The sequence below is a fragment of the Magnetovibrio sp. genome (assembly GCF_036568125.1).
Lineage (GTDB): Bacteria > Pseudomonadota > Alphaproteobacteria > Rhodospirillales > Magnetovibrionaceae > Magnetovibrio.
In genome coordinates this window covers 404,103-425,328 of record NZ_DATCTF010000010.1, presented here as the reverse complement: position 1 = coordinate 425,328, position 21,226 = coordinate 404,103, and the positions used below count along the sequence as shown (strand labels likewise).

The 21,226-nt window shown below is 60.1% G+C and carries 21 protein-coding genes; 10 read left to right on the top strand and 11 right to left on the bottom strand.

Translation table 11 applies throughout. The annotated features are described in order from the left end of the window. Nucleotides 1-948, bottom strand: coding sequence for a cation diffusion facilitator family transporter (locus VIN96_RS06765; RefSeq protein ID WP_331894873.1), 948 nt, complete (start codon nt 946-948; stop codon nt 1-3). Nucleotides 949-969: 21 nt separating this feature from the next. Beyond that, entirely contained in the window at nt 970-1,563 is a 594-nt protein-coding gene (gene pdxH, locus VIN96_RS06760) for a pyridoxamine 5'-phosphate oxidase (RefSeq protein WP_331894872.1), read from the bottom strand. A gap of 154 nt (nt 1,564-1,717) precedes the next feature. Between pdxH and VIN96_RS06755 the strand changes: the two genes are divergently transcribed. Together VIN96_RS06755 and VIN96_RS06750 are read left to right on the top strand one after the other, a co-directional pair. Next, complete coding sequence (locus VIN96_RS06755) at nt 1,718-2,257, top strand: RT0821/Lpp0805 family surface protein (protein ID WP_331894871.1); 540 nt, start codon at nt 1,718-1,720, stop codon at nt 2,255-2,257. After that, nucleotides 2,257-3,186 carry a DnaJ C-terminal domain-containing protein gene (locus tag VIN96_RS06750; RefSeq protein WP_331894869.1) on the top strand — a complete coding sequence of 310 codons (930 nt, stop codon included), beginning with the start codon at nt 2,257-2,259 and terminating at the stop codon, nt 3,184-3,186. The genes VIN96_RS06755 and VIN96_RS06750 overlap by 1 nt, the downstream gene beginning before the upstream one ends. A gap of 16 nt (nt 3,187-3,202) precedes the next feature. Here the strand turns inward: VIN96_RS06750 and VIN96_RS06745 are convergent, their stop codons facing one another. Next, nucleotides 3,203-4,453, bottom strand: coding sequence for a YihY family inner membrane protein (locus VIN96_RS06745; protein ID WP_331894868.1), 1,251 nt, complete (start codon nt 4,451-4,453; stop codon nt 3,203-3,205). Between the two features lie 155 nt (nt 4,454-4,608). On the opposite strand from VIN96_RS06745, the gene fabI reads away from it, so the two are divergent. The 3 genes from fabI (at nt 4,609) to VIN96_RS06730 (ending at nt 7,220) form a co-directional block, all read left to right on the top strand. Next, complete coding sequence (fabI, locus tag VIN96_RS06740; protein ID WP_331894866.1) at nt 4,609-5,421, top strand: enoyl-ACP reductase FabI; 813 nt, start codon at nt 4,609-4,611, stop codon at nt 5,419-5,421. Nucleotides 5,422-5,457: 36 nt separating this feature from the next. Next, complete coding sequence (gene aroC / locus VIN96_RS06735) at nt 5,458-6,543, top strand: chorismate synthase (RefSeq protein WP_331894865.1); 1,086 nt, start codon at nt 5,458-5,460, stop codon at nt 6,541-6,543. A gap of 326 nt (nt 6,544-6,869) precedes the next feature. Then, nucleotides 6,870-7,220: a rhodanese-like domain-containing protein gene (locus tag VIN96_RS06730; RefSeq protein WP_331894864.1), complete on the top strand. Its 351-nt coding sequence runs from the start codon at nt 6,870-6,872 to the stop codon at nt 7,218-7,220. 150 nt (nt 7,221-7,370) lie between these two features. Here the strand turns inward: VIN96_RS06730 and VIN96_RS06725 are convergent, their stop codons facing one another. The 6 genes from VIN96_RS06725 to VIN96_RS06700 all read right to left on the bottom strand — a co-directional run bounded on the left by VIN96_RS06725 (nt 7,371) and on the right by VIN96_RS06700 (nt 12,611). Next, nucleotides 7,371-7,598 (bottom strand): DUF1127 domain-containing protein, encoded by a 228-nt coding sequence (locus tag VIN96_RS06725; protein WP_331894862.1) that lies wholly within the window; start codon nt 7,596-7,598, stop codon nt 7,371-7,373. A 118-nt stretch (nt 7,599-7,716) separates the two neighbouring features. Then, entirely contained in the window at nt 7,717-8,469 is a 753-nt protein-coding gene (locus VIN96_RS06720; protein ID WP_331894861.1) for a TlyA family RNA methyltransferase, read from the bottom strand. 3 nt (nt 8,470-8,472) lie between these two features. Beyond that, nucleotides 8,473-10,410 carry a 1-deoxy-D-xylulose-5-phosphate synthase gene (gene dxs, locus VIN96_RS06715; RefSeq protein ID WP_331894860.1) on the bottom strand — a complete coding sequence of 646 codons (1,938 nt, stop codon included), beginning with the start codon at nt 10,408-10,410 and terminating at the stop codon, nt 8,473-8,475. 32 nt (nt 10,411-10,442) lie between these two features. Then, nucleotides 10,443-11,348: a farnesyl diphosphate synthase gene (locus tag VIN96_RS06710; RefSeq protein ID WP_331894858.1), complete on the bottom strand. Its 906-nt coding sequence runs from the start codon at nt 11,346-11,348 to the stop codon at nt 10,443-10,445. A gap of 1 nt (nt 11,349) precedes the next feature. Then, entirely contained in the window at nt 11,350-11,625 is a 276-nt protein-coding gene (locus VIN96_RS06705) for an exodeoxyribonuclease VII small subunit (protein ID WP_331894856.1), read from the bottom strand. 59 nt (nt 11,626-11,684) lie between these two features. Further along, nucleotides 11,685-12,611 carry a histone deacetylase family protein gene (locus VIN96_RS06700; protein WP_331894854.1) on the bottom strand — a complete coding sequence of 309 codons (927 nt, stop codon included), beginning with the start codon at nt 12,609-12,611 and terminating at the stop codon, nt 11,685-11,687. A 134-nt stretch (nt 12,612-12,745) separates the two neighbouring features. Between VIN96_RS06700 and VIN96_RS06695 the strand changes: the two genes are divergently transcribed. The 3 genes from VIN96_RS06695 to VIN96_RS06685 all read left to right on the top strand — a co-directional run bounded on the left by VIN96_RS06695 (nt 12,746) and on the right by VIN96_RS06685 (nt 17,709). Next, complete coding sequence (locus VIN96_RS06695; protein WP_331894853.1) at nt 12,746-13,906, top strand: efflux RND transporter periplasmic adaptor subunit; 1,161 nt, start codon at nt 12,746-12,748, stop codon at nt 13,904-13,906. 12 nt (nt 13,907-13,918) lie between these two features. Continuing rightward, nucleotides 13,919-17,107 carry an efflux RND transporter permease subunit gene (locus VIN96_RS06690; protein WP_331894851.1) on the top strand — a complete coding sequence of 1,063 codons (3,189 nt, stop codon included), beginning with the start codon at nt 13,919-13,921 and terminating at the stop codon, nt 17,105-17,107. A 245-nt stretch (nt 17,108-17,352) separates the two neighbouring features. After that, nucleotides 17,353-17,709, top strand: coding sequence for a metalloregulator ArsR/SmtB family transcription factor (locus VIN96_RS06685; protein ID WP_331894849.1), 357 nt, complete (start codon nt 17,353-17,355; stop codon nt 17,707-17,709). A gap of 119 nt (nt 17,710-17,828) precedes the next feature. Here VIN96_RS06685 and VIN96_RS06680 read toward each other — a convergent pair whose 3' ends face one another. Together VIN96_RS06680 and VIN96_RS06675 are read right to left on the bottom strand one after the other, a co-directional pair. Next, a complete protein-coding gene (locus VIN96_RS06680; RefSeq protein WP_331894847.1) occupies nt 17,829-18,626 on the bottom strand; it encodes a hypothetical protein in 798 nt (265 codons plus the stop codon). After that, complete coding sequence (locus VIN96_RS06675) at nt 18,623-19,153, bottom strand: helix-turn-helix transcriptional regulator (protein ID WP_331894846.1); 531 nt, start codon at nt 19,151-19,153, stop codon at nt 18,623-18,625. The genes VIN96_RS06680 and VIN96_RS06675 overlap by 4 nt, the downstream gene beginning before the upstream one ends. A gap of 414 nt (nt 19,154-19,567) precedes the next feature. Between VIN96_RS06675 and VIN96_RS06670 the strand changes: the two genes are divergently transcribed. Both VIN96_RS06670 and VIN96_RS06665 read left to right on the top strand, forming a co-directional pair. Beyond that, complete coding sequence (locus VIN96_RS06670; protein WP_331894845.1) at nt 19,568-19,903, top strand: hypothetical protein; 336 nt, start codon at nt 19,568-19,570, stop codon at nt 19,901-19,903. Between the two features lie 15 nt (nt 19,904-19,918). Beyond that, entirely contained in the window at nt 19,919-20,890 is a 972-nt protein-coding gene (locus VIN96_RS06665; protein ID WP_331894843.1) for an ROK family protein, read from the top strand. The last annotated feature ends 336 nt before the right edge of the window (nt 20,891-21,226 follow it).

Below are 21,226 nucleotides of genomic sequence, written 5' to 3'. Positions count from 1 at the left end.
TCAATCTTCGAAAGCGTGGTCTTCTTCGATGCCGGCGGGGTCTTGGTGGATCAGCACCTCGGCGCGCGGATAAGCGGCTTGCACCCGGTACATGACGTCTTCGGCCACCTCGTGGGCTTCGACCAACGGGATCTCGCCCTTCATCTCAAGATGCATCTGGATAAACATATCCGGGCCCGATTGGCGGGTGCGCAAATCATGCATGCTGATGACCTGTGGATGCTTCATCGCCAGGGCGCGGATCTTCTCGCGGTCTTCATCGGGCAGTTCGCGGTCCATCAAGACATGATAGGCCTCGATCCCGATTTCATAGGCGCCGTGCAAAATGTAAAACGAAATCGCGATGGCGAACAGCGGATCGGCGATTTGCCAGCCCATCTCGGAAGCCAGGTACAGCGACACGATGACGCTGAGGTTGACCAGTACGTCCATGGTGTAGTGCGCGCTGTCGGCGCTGATGGCCAGCGATTCTGTGCGCTTGGCGACGTACTTTTGAAACATCACCAAGGCGATGGTGGCGACGATGGAAAACACCATCACCCCATAGCCGATCGTGGTGTTGTGCACCGGGCTGGGATTGAACAGGCGTTCGCCCGCCTGCAACAGCAAAAACACCGCCGAGCCACCAATAAACGCCGACTGCGCCAAGCCCGCCAGGCTTTCGGCCTTACCGTGACCGAAGCGGTGCTCTTCGTCGGCGGGCTCCAACGCGTGGCGCACGGCCAACAAATTCACCGTCGACGCGGCGACGTCGAGCAAGGAATCGATCAACGTCGACAGTAGGCTGACGCTGTCGGTCATCAACCACGCCACGAATTTGACCGCGATCAGAGTCGATGCCGTGCCCACCGCCGCATAGGTGGCCAGACGCATCAAGCGTCCGGCGGCGGCGCGGTCCAATTGTTTCGGTCTGGCGTTGGGTTCTCGGGGTGCGGTCGTATCGTTCATGTTTTTATGCGTCTCGTACCTCTACGGATAAAGACGCTCTTTTTCCCAGCCATCAGGTCCTTGAATATAGACCACCCGTTCGTGCAAACGAAACGGCCGGTCGTGCCAAAATTCCATGCGCGCGGGTTTGATGCGAAAACCCGACCAGAATTCGGGGCGCGGAATGTCGCCCAGGGCGAATTTCGCGGCGTATTTGGCGACCCGCGCTTCCAGTTCGAACATGCCGTCCAACGGCTGCGATTGTTTCGACGCCCATGCGCCGATGCGCGAATCCCGGGCGCGGGAGGCGTAGTATTCATCGGCTTCCGCGTCGGAAACAGGTTCCACCGGTCCGGTGATGCGGATTTGCCGACGCAGGCTTTTCCAATGAAACAGCAGCGCCGCGTTGGGGTTCGCCGTCAGTTCGCGGCCCTTTTGGCTGCCTAGGTTGGTGTAAAATACGAACCCGCGCTCATCGAAACCTTTCAGCAGCACCATGCGCAACGACGGCACACCGTCATCGCCCACCGTGGCAATGGCCATGGCGTTGGGATCGTTGAGCTCTTTTTCTTCGGCCATCGTCAACCAGTCTTGAAACAGTTCGAACGGATTGGCGTCGGTGGGTATGGTGGTCATGAGCAGGCCTGCTTTATGTGTCTTTCGAGGATTTTATCGGCGCGTTAAGGCGTTGTTTACCATGAATGCATTGTAATCAAAATTGCCGTGTTCCGCACACCTTGAAGCCATACATATAACAAGGCGGCGCGCACGGCCACCGGATAAGCCCCGAATGAAAGATTCAATCCAGGGAGACGGCCAAAAGCCACCGCAATCGATGACCGTTGTTGTTCGCACCACCCTCTGCCTCGTCGTGACGCTCAGCCTTGGCGCGTGTTCGTGGAACGAAAGCCGCAGCCAGACTTTGGGCGGGGTGCTCGGCGGCATCGCGGGCGCGGTGGTCGGCTCCAAGTTGGGCAAAGGTACCGGGCGCGGCGTGACCACCGTGATCGGCGCGACGCTTGGCGCGATGTGGGGCCAAGACATCGCCAAAGGCTTGAGCGACGCCGACAAGATGTATTCCCAGCGCACCACCCAAGACACCTTGGAATACGGCAAACCCGGCGAACGGGCCGTGTGGAGCAACCCCGACAGCGGCAATTCCGGCACCGTCACCGCCGATGAGCCCTACACCAACGACGACGGCCAAGGCTGCCGTCAATTCGAAACAACCGTCAACGTCGAAGGCGACGAACGCACCGCCACCGGCACCGCGTGCCGCAACGCCGCCGGCGAATGGCAAATCGTCGACACCCCGGAGGCTTCTATCTGATGCTCGATCCCTACAGCGCGCTCGGCGTAAAGAAAACCGCCAGCCCGGAAGACATCAAAAAGTCCTACCGTCGCTTGGCGCGTGAGCACCACCCCGATCACAAACACGGCGACAAGCGCGCGGAAGAACGCTTCAAGGACATTTCCAGCGCCTACAACCTGTTGTCCGATCCGATCAAGCGGCGCAAGTTCGACGCCGGAGAAATCGACGCCATGGGCAACAAGCTGCACGCCTATGCCAACGCACACGGTTTTGGCGGCGCGGCACACGGCTATGACGCGTACAAGCGCAATCCCAACGCGGGGCAAGCGCGCAAGAACCCCTTCAACAGCTTCTTCAAGGACCGCGCACAGAAGGAACACCAGTCCATCAAGGCCCGGGGCGCGGATGTCAGCTACACGCTGAAGGTCCCGTTTCTCGAAGCCGCCAAGGGCGCGGACAAATCCGTGCGCATGACCTCCGGCAAGACCCTCAAGGTGCGCATTCCCGCGGGTACCGAAACCGCCCAAGTTCTGCGCCTCAAAGGCCAAGGCATGGCGGGCATGGGCGGCGGCGCAGCGGGCGACGCATTGGTGGAAATCATCGTGCAAAACGACGCCAAGTACCGCGCCGAAGGCCTCGACGTCTACAGCGACGAAGCGGTGACGCTGGCCGAAGCGCTGCTGGGCGGGCGGATCGAAGTCCAAACCATCCACGGCCCGGTACTGGTCACCGTGCCGGAAGGCTCGAACTCCGGCACCAAACTGCGCCTCAAGACCAAGGGCATCCACCGCCACGGTTCGGACTTGCGCGGCGACCACTACGTATCGCTCAAGGTGATGCTGCCCGAAGACGAAGATTCGGATCTCAAGAAATTCGTCAAAAAATGGATCGGCAAGCGCCCCTACAAGGTGCGCAAGGAAACGCTCAATCGAACCGCCGCTGAGTAGCCGGAACTGGGCGAAACTAATAGTCCTCGAACACCTGGCGCAAGGTGCGGCCATAGCCGCTGCCCGTTGCGCCGCCGAGGTTTTCCCTCAATTGCTTGCGCCACGGCGGACCGCCCGCGGGCAGATCGTCAGGATTGGGCGCCAGTCCTAGCCCGTGGGCCACGTCGGCGATGCACAAGGTTTCGGGATCGCGGATCAGCATCCACTCTTCCTTGTCGCTCAGCGCCACGAATCCCGCTTGGCGCAACGTTTCCAGCGCTTGTTCCAGCACTTCCTCGCGCTTGGGGTTGCGGGTCGGGTGGTGCACCTCTTCGCCGCGGCCATGCCGCCACAGCCGTTCGATCGCCACCAGCGCGGCATCCAACTTGCGGGCCGACGCCATGTCGTCGAAGTTTTGAGCGGTGCGCGCGCGGCCCCATTCGGGCATCAAGGCGGTGATTTCCGCGCCGATCAGCACCACCGCCCAACTGAGGTACATCCAGATCAGGAAAATCGGCACCGTGGCGAGCGCCCCGTAAATGGTGTGATAAGCCGGGAACGCGGCAATGTAGAGGCCGAACAGGCGGCGCAACAGACCGAACAACAGCCCCGCCGATATACCGCCGATGAGCGCGTGGCGCATTTGCACCGGACGATACGGCACGATGGCGTAAAACACCGAAAAGGCGAAAATCGCCAGCACCGCCGGCAGCATCTTCGCCATCATCCAGCCAAGGCCGGAAATCTGGCTCGCCCCCGACCACTCTGTCAGCGCAAACAAATAGGTCGCCAGCGACAGGCTGCCGCCCAACAACAACGGACCCAAGGTGATCACCGCCCAAAACATCATCAGGCGCGGCACGAACGGGCGCGTCGCCTTGACGTGAAAGATCGAATTGAGCGCCGCTTCGATGGTGCTCAACAACATGATCGCGGTCGCCGCCAGAGCGACGATGCCGATTGCGGTCAGGCCTTCGGCCTGGCCGATGAACTGGTCGAAATAGGTTTGCGCGCCCTCCACCGAATCGGGCAGGAAGTTTTCGAACAACAGCGCCTTGATCTGGTCTTGGATGTTGTCGAAAACCGGAAAGGCTTTGAGAATCGCAAACGCGATCGCGCCCAACGGCACCAGCGCCAACAGCGAGGTGTAGCTCAGCGCGGCGGCGATGCGCATGCACTGGTCGTGGCCAAATCGCTTCAAAACCAAGCGGATAAAAGCCCGCAGTTCCGCAGTAAAAGATTGGCTATCGTTCAGGCTGACGTCGTGGGGCATGTTCGTGCCGGTCATTTGTTGGTAACAACACTCTATTAACGCGCTTATATCATGATACACACAAGCGCACCTTTAGAGCCAATCCTTGCTGCAACCGCATCTTTTCAGCTTGGGGGCGTTTCGTGTAGGATGCGCGCACTGAAATTTAAGTGATAGGGATACCAAGAACCATGACCGCTGCCACCGCGCTGATGGCTGGAAAAAAAGGCATCGTGATGGGCGTTGCCAACAACCGCTCCATTGCTTGGGGTATTGTTCAGCAATTACACGCCCACGGGGCCGAAATCGGTTTCACCTACCAAGGCGATGCGTTGAAAAAACGCGTTGCGCCGCTGGCCGCCGAAGTCGGTTCGGATTTCCTGATCGAATGCGACGTCACCGATATGGACAGCGTCGATAGGGTCTTCGCAGAAGTCAAAGAGCGCTGGGGCAAGATCGACTTTGTGGTTCACGCCATCGCGTATTCCGACAAGGAAGAGCTCAAGGGCCGCTACGTCGACACCACCCGCGAAAACTTCCGCCGTTCCATGGACATCTCGGTCTATTCCTTCACCGCCGTGTGCCAACGCGCGGCGCCGTTGATGAACCCCGGCGGCGCGCTGCTGACGCTGACCTACTACGGTGCCGAAAAGGTCATCCCCCACTACAACGTCATGGGCGTCGCCAAGGCCGCGCTGGAAGCCAGCGTGCGCTACTTGGCCGAAGACCTCGGCCGCGAAGGCGTGCGCGTCAACGCCATGTCGGCCGGCCCGATGAAGACCTTGGCCGCAAGCGGCATCGGCGATTTCCGTTACATCCTCAAATGGAACGAACTCAATTCCCCACTGCGCCGCAACACCACCTTGGAAGATGTCGGCGGCGCGGGGCTCTATCTGCTGTCGTCGCTGTCGAGCGGCGTCACCGGGGAAATCCATTACGTCGATAGCGGTTACAACACCGTCGGCATGAAGGCCGTCGACGCGCCCGACATCTCCACCGTTTAATTTTACTGGCGTCTAACGTCCAACGGGAATCAAAACATGGCCGGCAATACGTTTGGCGAACTCTTCCGTCTCACCACATTCGGTGAGTCTCACGGTCCCGCCATCGGCGGCATCGTCGACGGCTGTCCGCCGGGCATCAAATTGTCCGAAGCCGACATCCAGCCGTTTTTGGACAAGCGCCGCCCCGGCCAAAGCAAGTTCACCACCCAGCGCCAAGAAGCCGATCAGGTGAAGATCCTCTCCGGGGTGTTCGAGGGCAAGACCACCGGCACGCCCATCGGCCTGTTGATCGAAAACACCGACCAGCGCTCCAAAGACTACGGCGACATCAAGGACAAGTTCCGCCCCGGTCACGCGGATTACACCTATTTCACCAAATACGGCGTGCGCGATTATCGCGGCGGCGGACGTTCCAGCGCGCGCGAAACCGCGGTGCGGGTGGCGGGCGGCGCGATCGCGCAAAAGGTCCTGTCGCACATCCTCGGCAAATCGGCGAAAATTCGCGGCGCTTTGGTGCAAATGGGCCCCATCGACATCGATTATCGCAACTGGTCGTGGACGCAGATCGCCAAAAATCCGTTCTTTTGTCCCGACGCCGCTGCGGCCAAGCAGTGGGAAGCCTACCTCGCCGATATCCGCAAGGCCGGCTCATCGGTCGGTGCGGTGGTCGAAATTCAGGCCAGCGGCATGCCCGCGGGTCTGGGCGAACCGATTTTCGACCGTATCGACGCCGACATCGCCAAGGCGCTGATGTCGATCCCCGCCGTCAAGGGCGTGGAAATCGGCGAAGGCTTTGGCGCGGCCTCGTTGACGGGCGAAGAAAACGCCGACGAAATCCGCCGCGGCGCGGATGGCCGGGCCGAATTTCTCGCCAACCACGCCGGCGGCACGCTGGGCGGCATCACATCGGGTCAAGACATCATCGCGCGCTTTGCGGTCAAGCCGACCAGTTCGATCCTCACCCCGCGCCAAACCGTGACCACCAAAATCAAAAACACCGACATCGTCACCAAAGGCCGTCACGACCCCTGCGTCGGCATCCGCGCCGTGCCGGTGGGCGAAGCGATGATGGCTTTGGTTTTGGTCGATCACCTGCTCCGCCATCGCGGCCAAGTCGGGTAATCCGCGTACCTTTTATTATCTGAAAACGTCCGATTTCACCCGGCCTATTGTACACAAGCGGTGTGCACAGCCGTCACTATAGGGTGTTTTCACCCCCTTTCTTTTTTAATCAGCCCCCGGACAAAGACGACCTTATTTCGACATAACCAATTGAAATATAATAATTAACATCCTTTTTGTACTATTTTTTTATGTTATATATGTTATATTGACATTTGTTTGTGGATTTTATATATTATTCACACACAATATGGCGAATTGGATAGCCAATGCCGAACCCACGCAACGACGTAACCCCGAACTCTGAAGCAAATGGAACTCAGATCATGGCATCCCAAGTCTTACGCATTGAAGACGCCACCCAGTTGATCGAACACGATCCCCGTGACGTGCAAAGCCAGTTGCAAGCCGGCAAAGCCGTGCTGGTCGACGTGCGCGAAGTGAGCGAATACGAAAACGAACGCATCCCCGGCGCATTCTTGATGCCGCTGAGCTTTTTCGACGCCACGCGCTTTCCGTTCCTGCCCGACACCCGCGTGATCTTGATGTGCGCCATCGGCAAGCGCTCCGCCGCCGCAGCCAAACAATTGATGGAAAACGGTTTTCGCCAGACCCACCACATGAAGGGCGGCCTGAACGGTTGGAAAGAATTAGGCCTGGAAACTGAAACCGACTGAGTTCCGGCCCCGCAGGTGAACTGTCCCGGGCGTTCGCGCAACCCCCTCGCGCAAGCCTTTCGACGCCAGGGACGGTTCATATTCCCTAGATCCCGGACACAAAAAAAGAGCCCCGATTGGGGCTCTTTTTTCGATCGCAGAGCTATTGCGTTAGGCGCGGCGACCGCGCACGACGGCTTTGATGTCGCCGCGGCTGATGCCGATGTCTTCCAGGCTGCGGCCATCCAGGCGGTTCAGCTCGGAGATCGCGGCGCGCACATCCAGCTCGTAGCGGATGCGGTTCTTGAGGTGCTCGGCCCACGCGAAAGAGATCAATTTAACCACACCGTTCACAACGTTATGGCCGACGGGCAAGTGGTTAAAGGTCAAAGCGGACATTTTAGGCTTCCTTATTTTTTCGCCCTCGGGGGTGGGCGTTTGTGAGCAGCCATATACGCCCGTTACGCGCAAAGGAGCAGCGCTGTTCTCGCGGCTTAGGTATGCAAAATACGCATATCTAAGTGTTGTCCCGCCGCGCGCAAATCAAAAATTCGATATTGCCTTCCGGGCCCTTGATCGGGCTTTCGGTGATGCCGAGCACGGACCAGCCGGGCAGACCGTTGAGCCAAGCCTCGATACGCTCGCAGACTTCTTGGTGAAGCTCCGGGTCGCGCACCACACCGCCTTTGCCGACACGGTCTTTGCCGACCTCGAACTGCGGCTTGATCAGCGCGATCAGATGCGCGCCGGGCACGGCGAGGCTCAACGCGGCCGGCAGCACCGTTTGCAAACCGATGAACGAAGCATCGCACACCACCATGTCGATGGGATCGGATATATCGGCGGCGGTGAGATGGCGGGCGTTGGTTTTCTCCATCACCACCACGCGCTCATCGCCGCGCAGTTTCCACGCCAATTGGCCATGGCCGACATCGACGGCGTAGACCTTGGCCGCGCCGCCCGCCAGCAAAACGTCGGTAAAGCCGCCGGTCGATGCGCCGACGTCGATACAGACCTTGCCCGCGACGTCGATGGCGAAATGCTTGAGCCCTTTTTCCAGCTTGAGTCCGCCGCGCGACACCCACGGGTGGTCCTGGCCCTTCAGCTCGATGGCGATATCGGTTTTGACCTGTTGGCCGGCTTTGTCGAGGCGCTTGGTGTCCGAATAGACGTTACCCGCCATGATCAAAGCCTGAGCGCGGGTGCGGCTTTCCGCCAGTCCGCGTTCGACCAGCAATTGGTCGAGACGCAGCTTTTCGACTTTGCTCATGGATCAGGCTCGTTCGGACAGACTGGCCGTGTCCAGGCCCAACGCCATCATCGCACTGGCGGCGATGTCATGGGCGCTGAGGCCCGCTTGGATCAATTGCGCGTCTTGGCTGTCGTGTTCGATGTAGAGATCCGGCAGATGCAAGGTGCGCACCTTCAGGCCGCCGTCGAGCAGACTTTCACGGGCGAGAAATTGCAGCACCGCCGCGCCGAAGCCGCCTTGGCTGCCCTCTTCCACCGTGATCAAGACCTCATGATTGGCGGCCAGGGTGGCGACCAGTTCTTCGTCCAGCGGCTTCAAGAACCGTGCGTCGGCGACCGTGGCGCTCAGCCCCCGCGCGGCCAGCATCTCGGCGGCGTCCAGGCATGCGCTCAAGCGCGTGCCGATGGCCAGAAGCGCCACCGCCGTGCCCTCTTTAACGATGCGCCCACGGCCGATTTGCAACACCTCGCCCTTCGCCGGAAGCTCCACCCCGACGCCTTCGCCGCGCGGATAGCGCAACGCGCTGGGACCGGCGTCGTACGCCGCGGCGGTGGCGGTCATGTGCTTCAGCTCGGCCTCGTCGGCGGGCGCCATGACGACCATGCCGGGGATGCAGTTCATATAAGACAGATCATACGCACCGTGATGGGTGGCGCCGTCCGCGCCGACCAGACCGGCGCGGTCCAGTGCAAAGCGCACCGGCAAGCCTTGCAACGCCACGTCGTGGATCAGTTGATCGTAGGCGCGCTGCATGAAGGTCGAATAGATGGCGCAAAACGGTTTGTAGCCTTCGGTCGCCAGTCCGGCGGCAAACGTCACCGCGTGCTGTTCGGCGATGCCGACGTCGAAGAACCGCTCAGGGTAAGCTTCGGCGAACGCATCCAGGCCGGTGCCCGACGGCATCGCGGCGGTGATGGCGCAAATCTTGTCGTCTTCGCCGCCCAAACGGTGCAGCTCTTCGGAAAACACTTTGGTGTAACTGGGCGCGTTGGACTTGGCCTTGACCTGCTTGCCGGTGACCACGTCGAAACGCCCCACCCCGTGGTATTTGTCGGATGCGTTTTCGGCCGGCGCATAGCCGTGGCCCTTTTCCGTCACCACGTGCAACAACACCGGGCCTTGGCCCTCGTCGTCACGGATGTTCTTCAACACCGGTAGCATGTGGTCGAGATTGTGGCCGTCGATGGGACCGACGTAATAGATGCCCATTTCCTCGAACATGGTGCCGCCGGTGACCAGCGTACGGGCGTATTCTTCGGCCCGGCGCGCGGTGTCTTCGAGCATCTTGGGCAGTTTTTTGGTCAGCTGCTTGGCGATGTCGCGGGCGGTGCGGTAGGTCTTGGACGTGGTCAGGCGCGACAGATAGGCGCTCATGCCGCCGACCGGCTGGGCGATCGACATGTCGTTGTCATTCAAGATGATGATCAGCCGCGATTGCTGCGCCCCGGCATGGTTCAGGGCTTCGAACACCATGCCCGCGCTCATCGCGCCGTCGCCGATCACCGCCACCACGTTGTTGGCGCCGCCTTTGAGGTCGCGCGCCACCGCCATGCCCAGCCCCGCCGAAATCGAGGTCGAGCTGTGGCCCGCGCCGAACGGATCGTATTCGCTTTCGGAACGGTTGGTGAAACCCGACAGACCGCCGCCTTGACGCAAGGTCGGCATGCGCTCGCGCCGACCGGTCAGAATTTTGTGCGGATAACATTGATGACCGACGTCGAAAATCACCCGGTCGTCGGGGGTGTTGAACACGTGGTGCAACGCCACCGTCAGTTCGACCACGCCCAGCGACGAGCCCAAATGCCCGCCGGTGAATGACACATTGCGGATGGTGTCCGCGCGCAGTTCATCGCTGAGCGTTTTCAGCTCGGCGATGCTCAGCCCCCGGATGTCTTCGGGTTTTTTGACCCGATCCAGAAGCGGCGTCTCCCCCCTGGTGGCGAGATCTGTAGCGGACACAGTGGATCCTCTTTAAGTGACGAATGCTGGCTTTAGGATACGCGATTTACCACAAAATGCGCCATATCGCGTAACGGATCGGCTTTATCGCCGAAAATATCAAGCTGATCAATGGCTTGATCGCGCAATAGCGCGGCTTGCTCGCGGGCCTGTTCGACCCCCATCAACGAAACGAAGGTCGCTTTGCCTTGAGCCGCATCCTTGCCGGTGCGTTTACCCACCTGTTCGGCGTCGCCCGTCGCGTCCAACAGATCGTCGGCGATCTGGAACGCCAAGCCGACATCGTGGGCGTAACTGTGCAGCTTGTTCAACGCGCTTTCCGACGCCTTGCCGAGGATCGCCCCCGACACGCATGCGAAGTTGATCAGCCCGCCGGTCTTCATGCGTTGCAGGCGCGCGACCTCGCTCATATCCAATTCGTGCTCATGGGCGACCAAATCCAACATCTGCCCCCCGACCATGCCGAACGCACCGGACGCCTTGGACAATTCCTTGACCAAATCGATACGGATGGTGGCGTCTTGATGGGTGCCTTCTTCGGACAACACCTCGAACGCACGCGTTAGCAACGCGTCGCCGGCCAAGATCGCGGTGGCTTCGTCGAACTTGATGTGACAGGTCGGCTGACCACGACGCAGATCGTCATCGTCCATGGCCGGCAGATCGTCGTGCACCAACGAATAGCAATGCACCATTTCAACCGCCGAGGCGACTCTCAGCGCGCGCTTGACGTCGACGTTGAACAGAGCCGCCGTGTGTAGGGTCAAATACGGACGCACTCGTTTGCCGCCCATCAGCGCGGCGTAGCGCACCGCTTCCATCAACCGGCTCTCGGGGCCTTGGTCGATGGGCAATAGGGTATCCATGGCGCGGTTTACGAACTCGGCGTCTTGGTTGAGGCGCGCTTTGAAAACGGCTTCGTCGAATTGATAGGTCACGTTAGTCGAACTCCGCCGTTTCCAGCCCCTCGGCCCCGCCGCCCGCCGCCGGGTCGCCGGGTAGAATTTTTTCGATCCGCGCCTCGGCTTCCTTGAGCTTGGCGGCGCAATGGCGTTTGAGCAAGGTGCCGCGTTCGAACGCCTTGATCGCACCTTCGAGTTCGCCGCGCCCATCTTCCAGATCGCGCACGATGCCTTCCAGCTCGGCCAGCGCGTCTTCGAAGCTGAGTTTCTGGATGTCTTTGGGAATTGCAGTGGTCTCAGAGGTATCGGCCATGTGCCCGCCTTTCTTTTGCCGGACTCTAGGGTGCCGACACCGAACTCGCAACCCTTAAGCTATGCGCTCATCAACGCCGCGACGTGCGCCGCGCTCGATCGCGCCAGCGCCCCCAGGTCGTAACCGCCTTCCAACACCGACACCAAGCGCCCATGAGCGTAAGTTTCGGCGAGAATCACAAGTTCATTGGTGATCCACGCGAAATCGCCCTCATGGAAGTCGAGATTCGCCAACGGATCGTCGGTGTGAGCATCGAATCCGGCCGACACCAAAACCAGATCCGGAGCGAAGGTTCTCAGCGCCGGACGGATGAAGCCGAACGCATCGCGCATGTCGTCGCCGGTGCTGCCCGGCGGCAGCGGCGCGTTGGCGATGTTGTTGAATTTGCCGCGTTCGCGCTCTGTGCCGGTGCCGGGAAAACACGGCGATTGGTGGATCGAGGCGTAAAACAGGTTTTCGTGATCCCAAAACGCATGTTGGGTGCCATTGCCGTGATGAACGTCGAAATCCACCACCGCCACCCGTTCGATGCCGTCCAATTGCAGGGCATGAAACGCCGCGATGGCGATGTTGTTGAACAGACAAAAGCCCATGGCGCGGTCGCGCTCGGCGTGGTGGCCGGGCGGACGCAGGGCGCAAAAGGCATTGTCGGCCTCGCCCGCGACCACCGCGTCGACGGCGGCGCACACCCCGCCCACGGCATACAACGCCGCTTCGCCGGAACCGGGTGACAGCACCGTATCGGGGTCCAGTCGTTCATAGCCGGTTTCAGGCACGGCGGCGAACACCGACTGAATATAGGCGTCGTCGTGCACCCGCTTGATGTCCCACACGGAGCCGCGCGGCGCTTCGCGGCGGATCAGCGCGTCGAACTCCGGTCCCGACAAGCCGTCTTCCACGGCGCGAATACGGTCGATGCGCTCGGGATGGCCGGGGCCTGTATCGTGTTCCAAAGAACTCGGGTGGGTATAAAAAAGCGTGCTCAAAACGGATCATTCCCTACATATGTCTGAACGGTATAAGCTGCGGCGATACGTTTGGTTACAATTGTGAACTTGACCGCGAATTCAAGCTCCCACTACAACATTCTCGGCATTTTATTGGGGTTCGGAGTTTTTTCATGAGTCTACGTGCGTTTGTACGAACCCTGTTGGTCGCGGTTCTCGGCCTGCATATGGTCGCGGCTTCCCCCGCGCTTGCGCAAGAAAAAAAGAAGAACGCCCCCAAGGCTGCGCTGATCGGAATCGATGCCGTCATTGAAGAACGCGCCAGCCAGACCGTGCCGGTGATCGGGCGATTGGTTGCGCAGCGCTCGGGCGTGGTTTCGGTGCTGTCCAAAGGCGTGGTCGCCGAAGTGCTGGTGCGGGTCGGCGACCGGGTGCAAGCGGGCGACGTCATGGCGCGCCTGTTGGCCAACAGCCTGACCTGGTCGCGTGAGTTGCGTGCCGCCGAAGTCGACAGCGCCAAGGCCAGCCTCGCCAATGCCCGAACCCAGGCCAGCCTGCGTCGCCAGGAACTCAAACGCCTGGACAACCTTAAGAAATCCGCCGCCTTCAGCGCCGCACGCTATGAAGACGCGCAAAAAGAACTGGCCAAGGCCGAAAGCGATGCCGCCCGCGCCGAAGCCGAGCTGGCGCGCAATATCGCCAACCTCAATCTGGCGCAAATCGACCTAGACAACGCCGAGATCAAAGCCCCCTATCCCGGGGTGGTGTCGGCCGTGCACACCGAAGTCGGCACATATCTCAACACCGGCCAGCCGGTGGTGACGCTGGTCGACGATTCCACCATGGAAATCGAAGCCGACGTGCCCGCGAACCGCACCGCCGGTCTGGTGGCGGGCACCCAGGTCACGTTCACCACCGGCGGCGGCCCGCAACAGCAAGCCACCGTGCGCGCCGTGGTGCCGGACGAAAACCCGTTAACCCGCACCCGCGCGGTACGCTTTGCCCCCGATGCGAACGCCATTCTCGAAGGCGCGGCCTCGAACCAGACCGTCGCCATCAGCATTCCCGCCGGTCCTGCACGCATCGTGGTGACCGTGCACAAGGACGCGGTGCTCAATCGCAACGGCCGCCAAGTGGTGTTTTTAATGAAAGACGGCAAGGCCGAACTGCGCCCAGTGACCTTGGATGAAGCGGTATTGGGACGTTTTATCGTCATTTCCGGGCTGACCCCGGGTGACAAGGTGGTGGTGCGCGGCAACGAGCGTCTGGCCCCCGGCCAAGAGATCCGCGCCGAGGCATCCGCCGACGCTGCCAAAGTCTCCAACGACCAGTAGGGGCTACACGCCATGAACCTGATCAAGACATCGATCGACCGCCCCATCGCCGTGGTTGCGGCGGTTCTGATGGTGGTGCTGTTCGGCTTGCTCGCGCTTGACACCATCCCCATTCAGCTCACCCCCGACATCAACAAACCGGTAATGAGCGTGCGCACCCATTGGAGCGGCGCCGCGCCCGCCGAAATCGAACGTGAAATCCTCAACCGCCAGGAAGACGCCCTACGCGGGCTTGAGGGCCTCGACAACATGATCGGGCGCGCCGAAGAAGGCCGCGCCACGGTGACCTTGGAATTCAATGTCGGACAGGACATGGACAAGGCGCTGTTGCTGGTGTCCAACCGCCTGGACCGCATCGACGGCTACCCCGACGAGGTCGACAAGCCGACCTTGGCGACACGCGGCAGCGAAGACACCCCGATCGCATGGTTCTCGCTCAAACGCCTGCCCGGCAACGACCGCGACATGCACACCTACGGCGATTACGTCGAAAACGTCATTCAAGATCGCTTCGAGCGCGTTCCCGGCGTCGCCGGAACAAACGTCTACGGCGGCACCCAGCAGGAAATGCGCGTCATCGTCGATCCGGTCCGTTTGGCGAATTTCGGCCTGACCGTGCCCGAAGTCTTGGGCGCGCTACGCGGCGCGAATTCGTCGGCTACCGCGGGGACCGTGGACGAAGGCAAGCGCCGCTATGTGGTGCGTACCGAAGGCGAACTGACCACGCCCGAACAGGTTCAGGCCGTGGTGGTGCGCTCTCTCAAAGATCCCGTTACGGGTAGCGTGTCGCGCGTCACCGTCGCCGACATCGGCATCGTCACCACCGATTACAAAGACCCCACCGCGTTCATCCGCCGATCCGGCGAGCCGACCATGATGGTCAACGTCGAACGCGAAACCGGCGCCAACGTGATCGAAATCATGGACGAATTGCGTATCGCCGTGGCCGAACTGAACGCTGCACCGCTGGCGTCCGACAAGCTGGTCTTGGAACAGGTCTACGACGAAACCATCTACATCAAATCCGCCATCGACCTAGTGCAACAAAACATCTGGGTCGGCGGCACCTTGGCGGCGATCATCTTGCTGTTGTTTTTGCGTTCCGGCGCGGCGACCCTGATCATCTCCATCGCCATTCCGGTTTCGGTGATCGGCGCGTTCGTCGCCATGGCGGCGATGGGCCGTTCGATCAACGTGATCTCGCTGGCAGGCATCGCGTTCGCCGTCGGCATGGTGGTGGACGCCGCTATCGTGGTGCTGGAAAACATTTTCCGCCTGCGTCAAGAAGGCTCCAGCCAGCGCGAAGCCGCCTACAAGGGTGCGGCCCAGGTGTGGGGCGCGATCTTGGTCTCGGCGCTGACCACCGTGATGGTGTTCGTGCCGATCTTGATCATGCAATTGGAAGCCGGGCAACTGTTTCGCGACATCGCCGTGGCGATCTCGGTGGCGGTGGTGCTGTCGCTGATTGTTGCGGTAACCGTAATCCCCGCGCTCAGCAACCGCCTACTGACATCGGTCCCCGAACACAGCCCCACCGGCGTGTTGCACCAGGTCGATGTGCTGGCCGGACGGTTCACCGCCCTGATCGTCAGCTTCACCCATTCTGTGGCGCACAACCGCGCCAAAGCGTTGCTGGTGGTGATGACGCTGCTGATCGTCGGCGGCAGCACGACCTGGTGGTTGGCGCCGCAAAAGGAATACCTGCCCACCGGCAACCGCAACCTGATTTTCGGCTTCATTCTGCCGCCGCCCGGCTACAATCTGGAAACCACCACCAAGACGGCCCAGGAAATCGAAGATTCGGTGCGCCATTTGTGGGCGTCGGTGACCGGGGCTGAATCCAAACCCGGCGAACCGCCCAAAATGGAAGACTTCTTCTTCATCGCCCGTCCCGCCTCGACCATCGTCGGCGCGCGCGCGGTGGAGCCCGAACGCATCGCCGAATTGATCCCGGTGCTGCGTGAACCGGTGTTCAAGGAACCGGGTACGTTCGGCTTCATCCGCCAACCATCGCTGTTCGGTCGCGGCATCGGCAGCGGGCGCAACATCGAGCTGAACATTTCCGGCCCGGAACTCGAGGTGGTTTTGGCCGTCGCGCTCAAAGCCACCGGCCTGATCGAAGGCGTTTTGCCGCGCGACGACGGCCACCAGATGCGACCGCGACCGGGCCTGGAATTGGGCGCACCGGAAGTGCGCATCGTGCCTGATCCGTTGCGTTTGGCCGACAACGGCGTGTCCGCACGCGATTTCAGCCAAACCGTCGATGCCTTCAACGACGGCCTGCGGGTCGCGGAAATCACCGTCGACGGCAAGCGCATCGACCTTACCTTGGCGGGCCCGGAACGCAAGGTCACGACGACCCAAGGGATCGACAACCTGCCGGTGGTCACCCGTTCGGGGGCGATCGTACCGGTCAGTTCGCTGGCCGACGTGGTTGTGACCTCGGGCCCCACCGAAATCCGCCATATCGAACGCGAACGAACCGTTACTTTGCAAATCAGCCCGTCAAACGCCGTATCCCTGGAAGCCGCGATCAAGCTGATCAACGAACAAGTTGCCCAACCCCTGCGCGACGAGGGCTTACCCGAGGGCGTCCGCATCCGTCTGGCGGGCACCGCCGATCAGCTATCGCAAACCTGGGACGCAATGACGTTTAACCTGTTGCTCGCCATCGTCATCGTCTATCTGGTCATGGCGGTGCTGTTTGAGAGCTTCCTTTATCCGTTCATCATCATCTTGTCGGTGCCGTTGGCGACCGCGGGCGGCATGATCGGATTATGGGTGGTCAACCTGTTCACCCTGCAATCGTTGGATATGCTGACGATGCTGGGGTTCATCATCTTGGTCGGCATCGTCGTCAACAACGCCATCTTGATCGTGCACCAAACCCTCTATCACCGCCGCGAAGACGGCATGGGCCTGGAAGACGCCATCGTCGCAGCCACGGAAAACCGCATCCGCCCTATCTTTATGTCGACGTTGACCTCGGTGTTCGGCATGTTGCCGCTGGTGATGTTCCCCGGCGCGGGATCGGAACTCTACCGCGGTTTGGGCTCGGTGGTCGTAGGCGGGTTGACCCTGTCTGCGATTCTAACTTTGGTTATCATCCCGCCGCTTTTGACCCTGTTCGGCGGAGTCTTGGATCAAGGCCTATTGCAGGTGTTTAAACCTAAAAAAATTCGTAACAAAGCAGCGACTTAGCTCCAAATTGCAGTCGAACCTCATAAAAATAAACGATTTCCGCTGGCCCCTGTCGCCTGACAACGATAGTATATGCGTTTATTAGGATACAAAAATAAATACCCTTGCGGGAATCGTGGGTCAGACACTTCAGTTCATGAAGGCCACGTTAGGGGGGAGACGAGGGGAGTCGGCACCAACATGCGCCGTTATAACTGTCGGCGCGTCCGCGCAAATGCGGATCAAACCTGGGGGAACAGATAACCGTGGTTACGGAAAGACTAAAAACAATTCAGGCCAACGCACTGCGTGCGAGTACCCTTCTAAAGGCCATGAGCAACCAGCATCGAATGATGATTTTGTGTCAATTGGTGCCAGGTGAGAAATGCGTCAGCGATCTGGAAGAAATCATCGGACTGAGCCAATCGGCACTGTCCCAGCATCTTGCGCGCCTGCGCAGGGATTCACTGGTGCAAACGCGCCGTGAAGCCCAAACCATCTATTATTCACTTTATGGCGAAGAAGCCAGCGCGGTGATCGAAACCCTTTACGGCCTCTATTGCGGCCAAGACGCCACCTTGGTGGTGCACGACGCCGAAGAACCGAAAGTTAAAGCCATTTAAGGCTACCTTGGTGCGTTGCGCACTAGAGAGCTTTGCGTAACGGGTGCTGCCTAAAGGGTCAAAATGAAACGGGCGGGGAATATTCCCTGCCCGTTATTTTTTGTCCTAGAGGTGAGCGTTCAGTGAACGCCTGCCGAGCCGGAGCGCGTCTTGCGTTTGACGACCAGCTTCTCAGCTTGGCGCTTTTGCTTTTCGTGCGACACGATCCAACGCAACTCTTCCTTAAGCACATCGATGTGACGGCTTTCCGGTGCGCTGGCCACGGCTTGAATGATGCCTTGGCGGGTGGGCATGGGAAAGCTGTTGAAGTGTTCCAGCATTAAAAATTTGATACCCGGACGCACCGTTTCCGACAGCAACAGACTGGTGACCAGTTTTTGCCGCACGTCGCTTTGCAGGTTGCCGGCCTCGGTCAGCTTGATGAACTGCTGGACGAAATCGCTGGGCGTCATGTCACCGTCCAAGAGGGCGCGCAAGATGACCTTCAATGCGTGCGCATACTGGCGACGCGTTTCGACAATGAATTGCGACGTGCGGGTGCGCACGAACGCGATCGCCTTGGGCGAAAAGTCGTTTTCGGTAATCAGGTCGATGGATCGTTTGACCAGCGGATGGCGGGTCGTTTCGCCGACCAGCGCGCACACCCCCGCGACAAGTTTTTGATGTTCGGCCTTAGGCGACAAACGCGTCGCAGCGGCCAGCGCCATCGGGGATTCCGGATCGCGAGTAGCCATCAACGCCAACGGTAGCGGATCTTCGAATTCGGTCAAATCCAGATCGATGTTGACCAAGTGTTCCGGCAGCAAAATGCGCGTCGGATCGCCAGGCACACAGATCGGTTCCCCGCTGCGATAGCTCTCTTTGACCTGCATGGCGATATCGATACCGCCTTTGCTGATGCCTAAGTTGGCGCTCATCGTTTGGTCCTCATTTTCTTCAACACATCCAAAATGTCCGCATTGCTGGACGGCTGGAAACGTTTGTCTTGCAGTTTCAAAGCTTCGCCTGACGACCACCAAGCGCGAAAGCGCTGTGCGCCGACGCGCACGTCGCTTGGGTCCAAGTCGCGGTTGAGCACATCTTGATAGACCAGCGCGGCGTGCGCGGCCTCGATCGGTCCACGTGTAGAAGAACTGCATTCGCCCCCATTGTTCGCCACCTTATCCGCCTCATCCAGAAGATGCGCAAGCACCAAGGTTAAAAACGCCAGCTTTTCGCCCGGGATGTGCACCTTGGCCGAACGCCATTTGCTCACCGTGGGCGGGGTGACGCCGACAAGTTCCGCGACATCTCGCCCCGTCAGGCCTAAGCCGTCGAACGCATCGAAAACAGGCAAATGCCCGGATGCACCGGACCGCTCACCGTTCCCCTCGCGTTTCGCTTGGGCCACCTCGCATTCTGCTTGGGGTGCCACCGTTGCCGCCGAATCGGCTGCAGACGTCATGGCTATTCTCCCTTTTTAGCCCCTAAGAGTTATCAAACCCTTGATGATGCCTCAGACTTTTTCACCGAAATGCTGAAAGCGATTCGCCCAATCAGGGTCATATTTCGCCTCTCGATGCACACCGACACAGTCAACTTATGGGCCATTCTGGCAATCCGAACCACTACATATAGTGCTCAACCTCTGTTTTCTCCAGAGACAGTCTCAACTTGGTTTTGACTTACGATATATTGTAGGCCGTACAATATGGAGTAGTCACTCCATTGACACTACACTCCATCTATTATAGTTAAGAAGTCGTTTACGGACCTTTGATTCGGGGGCGCAAACCTTTGGAAAGCCGAAGGAAAACGTGCGCACCACAACCTGGACGCGGTCCGTCGTCGATGAATTCCTGGCCTGGGGGGCTGGATCGTGAAAACACCATTCGAACGCAATGTGCTCGGCAGCGAAGCCGACTTGAATGTGAAATCGCAGGAAAAGCGGTACACGGTTACTTTGGTTCGTCCCGGTGATTCGGAACACCTCAGTTACGAGATGATCACCGCGCCGGGCGCCACCGTCGCCGCGGTGCGCGCACGTCAATTTTTCCCCGGCGCCGATATTCTGTCCGTCACCCCGGTGCCCGATCCCTTGCCGGTGCGTGCCGCCAAGGACGCGCCGCACGCACCCAGCGCGCGGTTTATCCGCGGCATGTTTCGTCCGGCGCTGTTTTCCGACGAAAAAACCCTGCACAAACTGCTCGACTAACATGACGGGGGCGTTGTGACCGCAGCCTCGCCGTCCATAAACTCACCGTCCAAGCGCATCGGCATCGATCTCGGCGGCACCAAGATCGAGGGCATCTTGCTCGACCAAACAGGTGCTGAGGTCGAACGCACCCGCGTCCCCACCCCGCAAGGCGATTATCTGGCCACCGTTCAAGCCATCGCCGACTTGGTGAAGCGGTTGGACGCCCTTGCCGCCGAAATGGACGGCATCGAAGTGCCCACGGTTGGCGTGGCGATTCCCGGCGCGGCGTCGCTGGCGACAGGACTGATCAAAAACGCCAATTCGGTCTGCCTGATCGGCAAACCGCTGGACCACGATTTGGCTGAGGCGATCGGGCGCACGGTGCGGCTCGCCAACGACGCCAATTGTTTCAGCGTTTCCGAAGCCGTCGACGGTGCGGCGGCGGAGGCTTTACGCGCAAACCAACAAAACGGGCCGGCCGTGGTGTTCGGCGTGATCCTCGGCACCGGGGTCGGCGGCGGCATCAGCATCGGCGGCCATCCGCTGACCGGCGTCAACGCCATTGCCGGGGAGTGGGGCCACAATCCCCTGCCCTGGCCCGAAGATTCCGAACGCCCGGGTCCGCCATGCTATTGCGGCAAACACGGGTGCATCGAAACGTTTTTATCCGGCCCAGGTATGGAAAACGACCACCACGCCGCCACCTGCGCGCGCTTGGTAAGCCCAGAAATCGTCGCGCGCGCCGCCCAAGGTGACGCCGCCTGCGAAGCCACGCTGCAACGCTACGAACAACGTCTGGCGCGGGCGCTGGCCAGCGTCATCAACGTCTTGGACCCCGACGTGATCGTTTTGGGCGGCGGCCTGTCAAACATCGCCCGGCTTTACGAGCGCATCCCCAAACTCTGGGGGGACTGGGTGTTTTCCGACAAAGTCGACACCCAACTGGTGCAAAACCGTCACGGCGACAGTTCCGGCGTGCGTGGCGCGGCGTGGCTGTGGGCTTAGCTGGCTTACGCAACCTCCATTTGGGTGTGCGGCGAAATCATTACACAACCATAGATTATCGTAATCGCTTTCAGCGAGTATTGCTTCCCCCTTGTTCCATAATGTCCTAATGTTAGGGCGCAAGGTCGGACAAGGGTTCGAAACAAGAACCTAACGCACTGGAAAACTATAATAATATTTCGATGGGCTTTGAGTTCATGGGACAATTCTACATTCGCTATTTTCGCGTCCTGAACGCGAAACTCCACATGGCCGCTTGGGCTGCAGCAATCACTCTGCTTGGTTTGCCGTGGTCAGCACTCGGTCAGGATGCCGGGTCGTATATGTCGGTTGACA

Coding starts and splice junctions, on each gene's coding strand:
- VIN96_RS06765 (WP_331894873.1), bottom strand. CDS start 948: ATGAACGATACGACCGCACCCCGAGAACCCAACGCCAGACCGAAACAA.
- pdxH (WP_331894872.1), bottom strand. CDS start 1,563: ATGACCACCATACCCACCGACGCCAATCCGTTCGAACTGTTTCAAGAC.
- VIN96_RS06755 (WP_331894871.1), top strand. CDS start 1,718: ATGAAAGATTCAATCCAGGGAGACGGCCAAAAGCCACCGCAATCGATG.
- VIN96_RS06750 (WP_331894869.1), top strand. CDS start 2,257: ATGCTCGATCCCTACAGCGCGCTCGGCGTAAAGAAAACCGCCAGCCCG.
- VIN96_RS06745 (WP_331894868.1), bottom strand. CDS start 4,453: ATGACCGGCACGAACATGCCCCACGACGTCAGCCTGAACGATAGCCAA.
- fabI (WP_331894866.1), top strand. CDS start 4,609: ATGACCGCTGCCACCGCGCTGATGGCTGGAAAAAAAGGCATCGTGATG.
- aroC (WP_331894865.1), top strand. CDS start 5,458: ATGGCCGGCAATACGTTTGGCGAACTCTTCCGTCTCACCACATTCGGT.
- VIN96_RS06730 (WP_331894864.1), top strand. CDS start 6,870: ATGGCATCCCAAGTCTTACGCATTGAAGACGCCACCCAGTTGATCGAA.
- VIN96_RS06725 (WP_331894862.1), bottom strand. CDS start 7,598: ATGTCCGCTTTGACCTTTAACCACTTGCCCGTCGGCCATAACGTTGTG.
- VIN96_RS06720 (WP_331894861.1), bottom strand. CDS start 8,469: ATGAGCAAAGTCGAAAAGCTGCGTCTCGACCAATTGCTGGTCGAACGC.
- VIN96_RS06705 (WP_331894856.1), bottom strand. CDS start 11,625: ATGGCCGATACCTCTGAGACCACTGCAATTCCCAAAGACATCCAGAAA.
- VIN96_RS06695 (WP_331894853.1), top strand. CDS start 12,746: ATGAGTCTACGTGCGTTTGTACGAACCCTGTTGGTCGCGGTTCTCGGC.
- VIN96_RS06690 (WP_331894851.1), top strand. CDS start 13,919: ATGAACCTGATCAAGACATCGATCGACCGCCCCATCGCCGTGGTTGCG.
- VIN96_RS06680 (WP_331894847.1), bottom strand. CDS start 18,626: ATGAGCGCCAACTTAGGCATCAGCAAAGGCGGTATCGATATCGCCATG.
- VIN96_RS06675 (WP_331894846.1), bottom strand. CDS start 19,153: ATGACGTCTGCAGCCGATTCGGCGGCAACGGTGGCACCCCAAGCAGAA.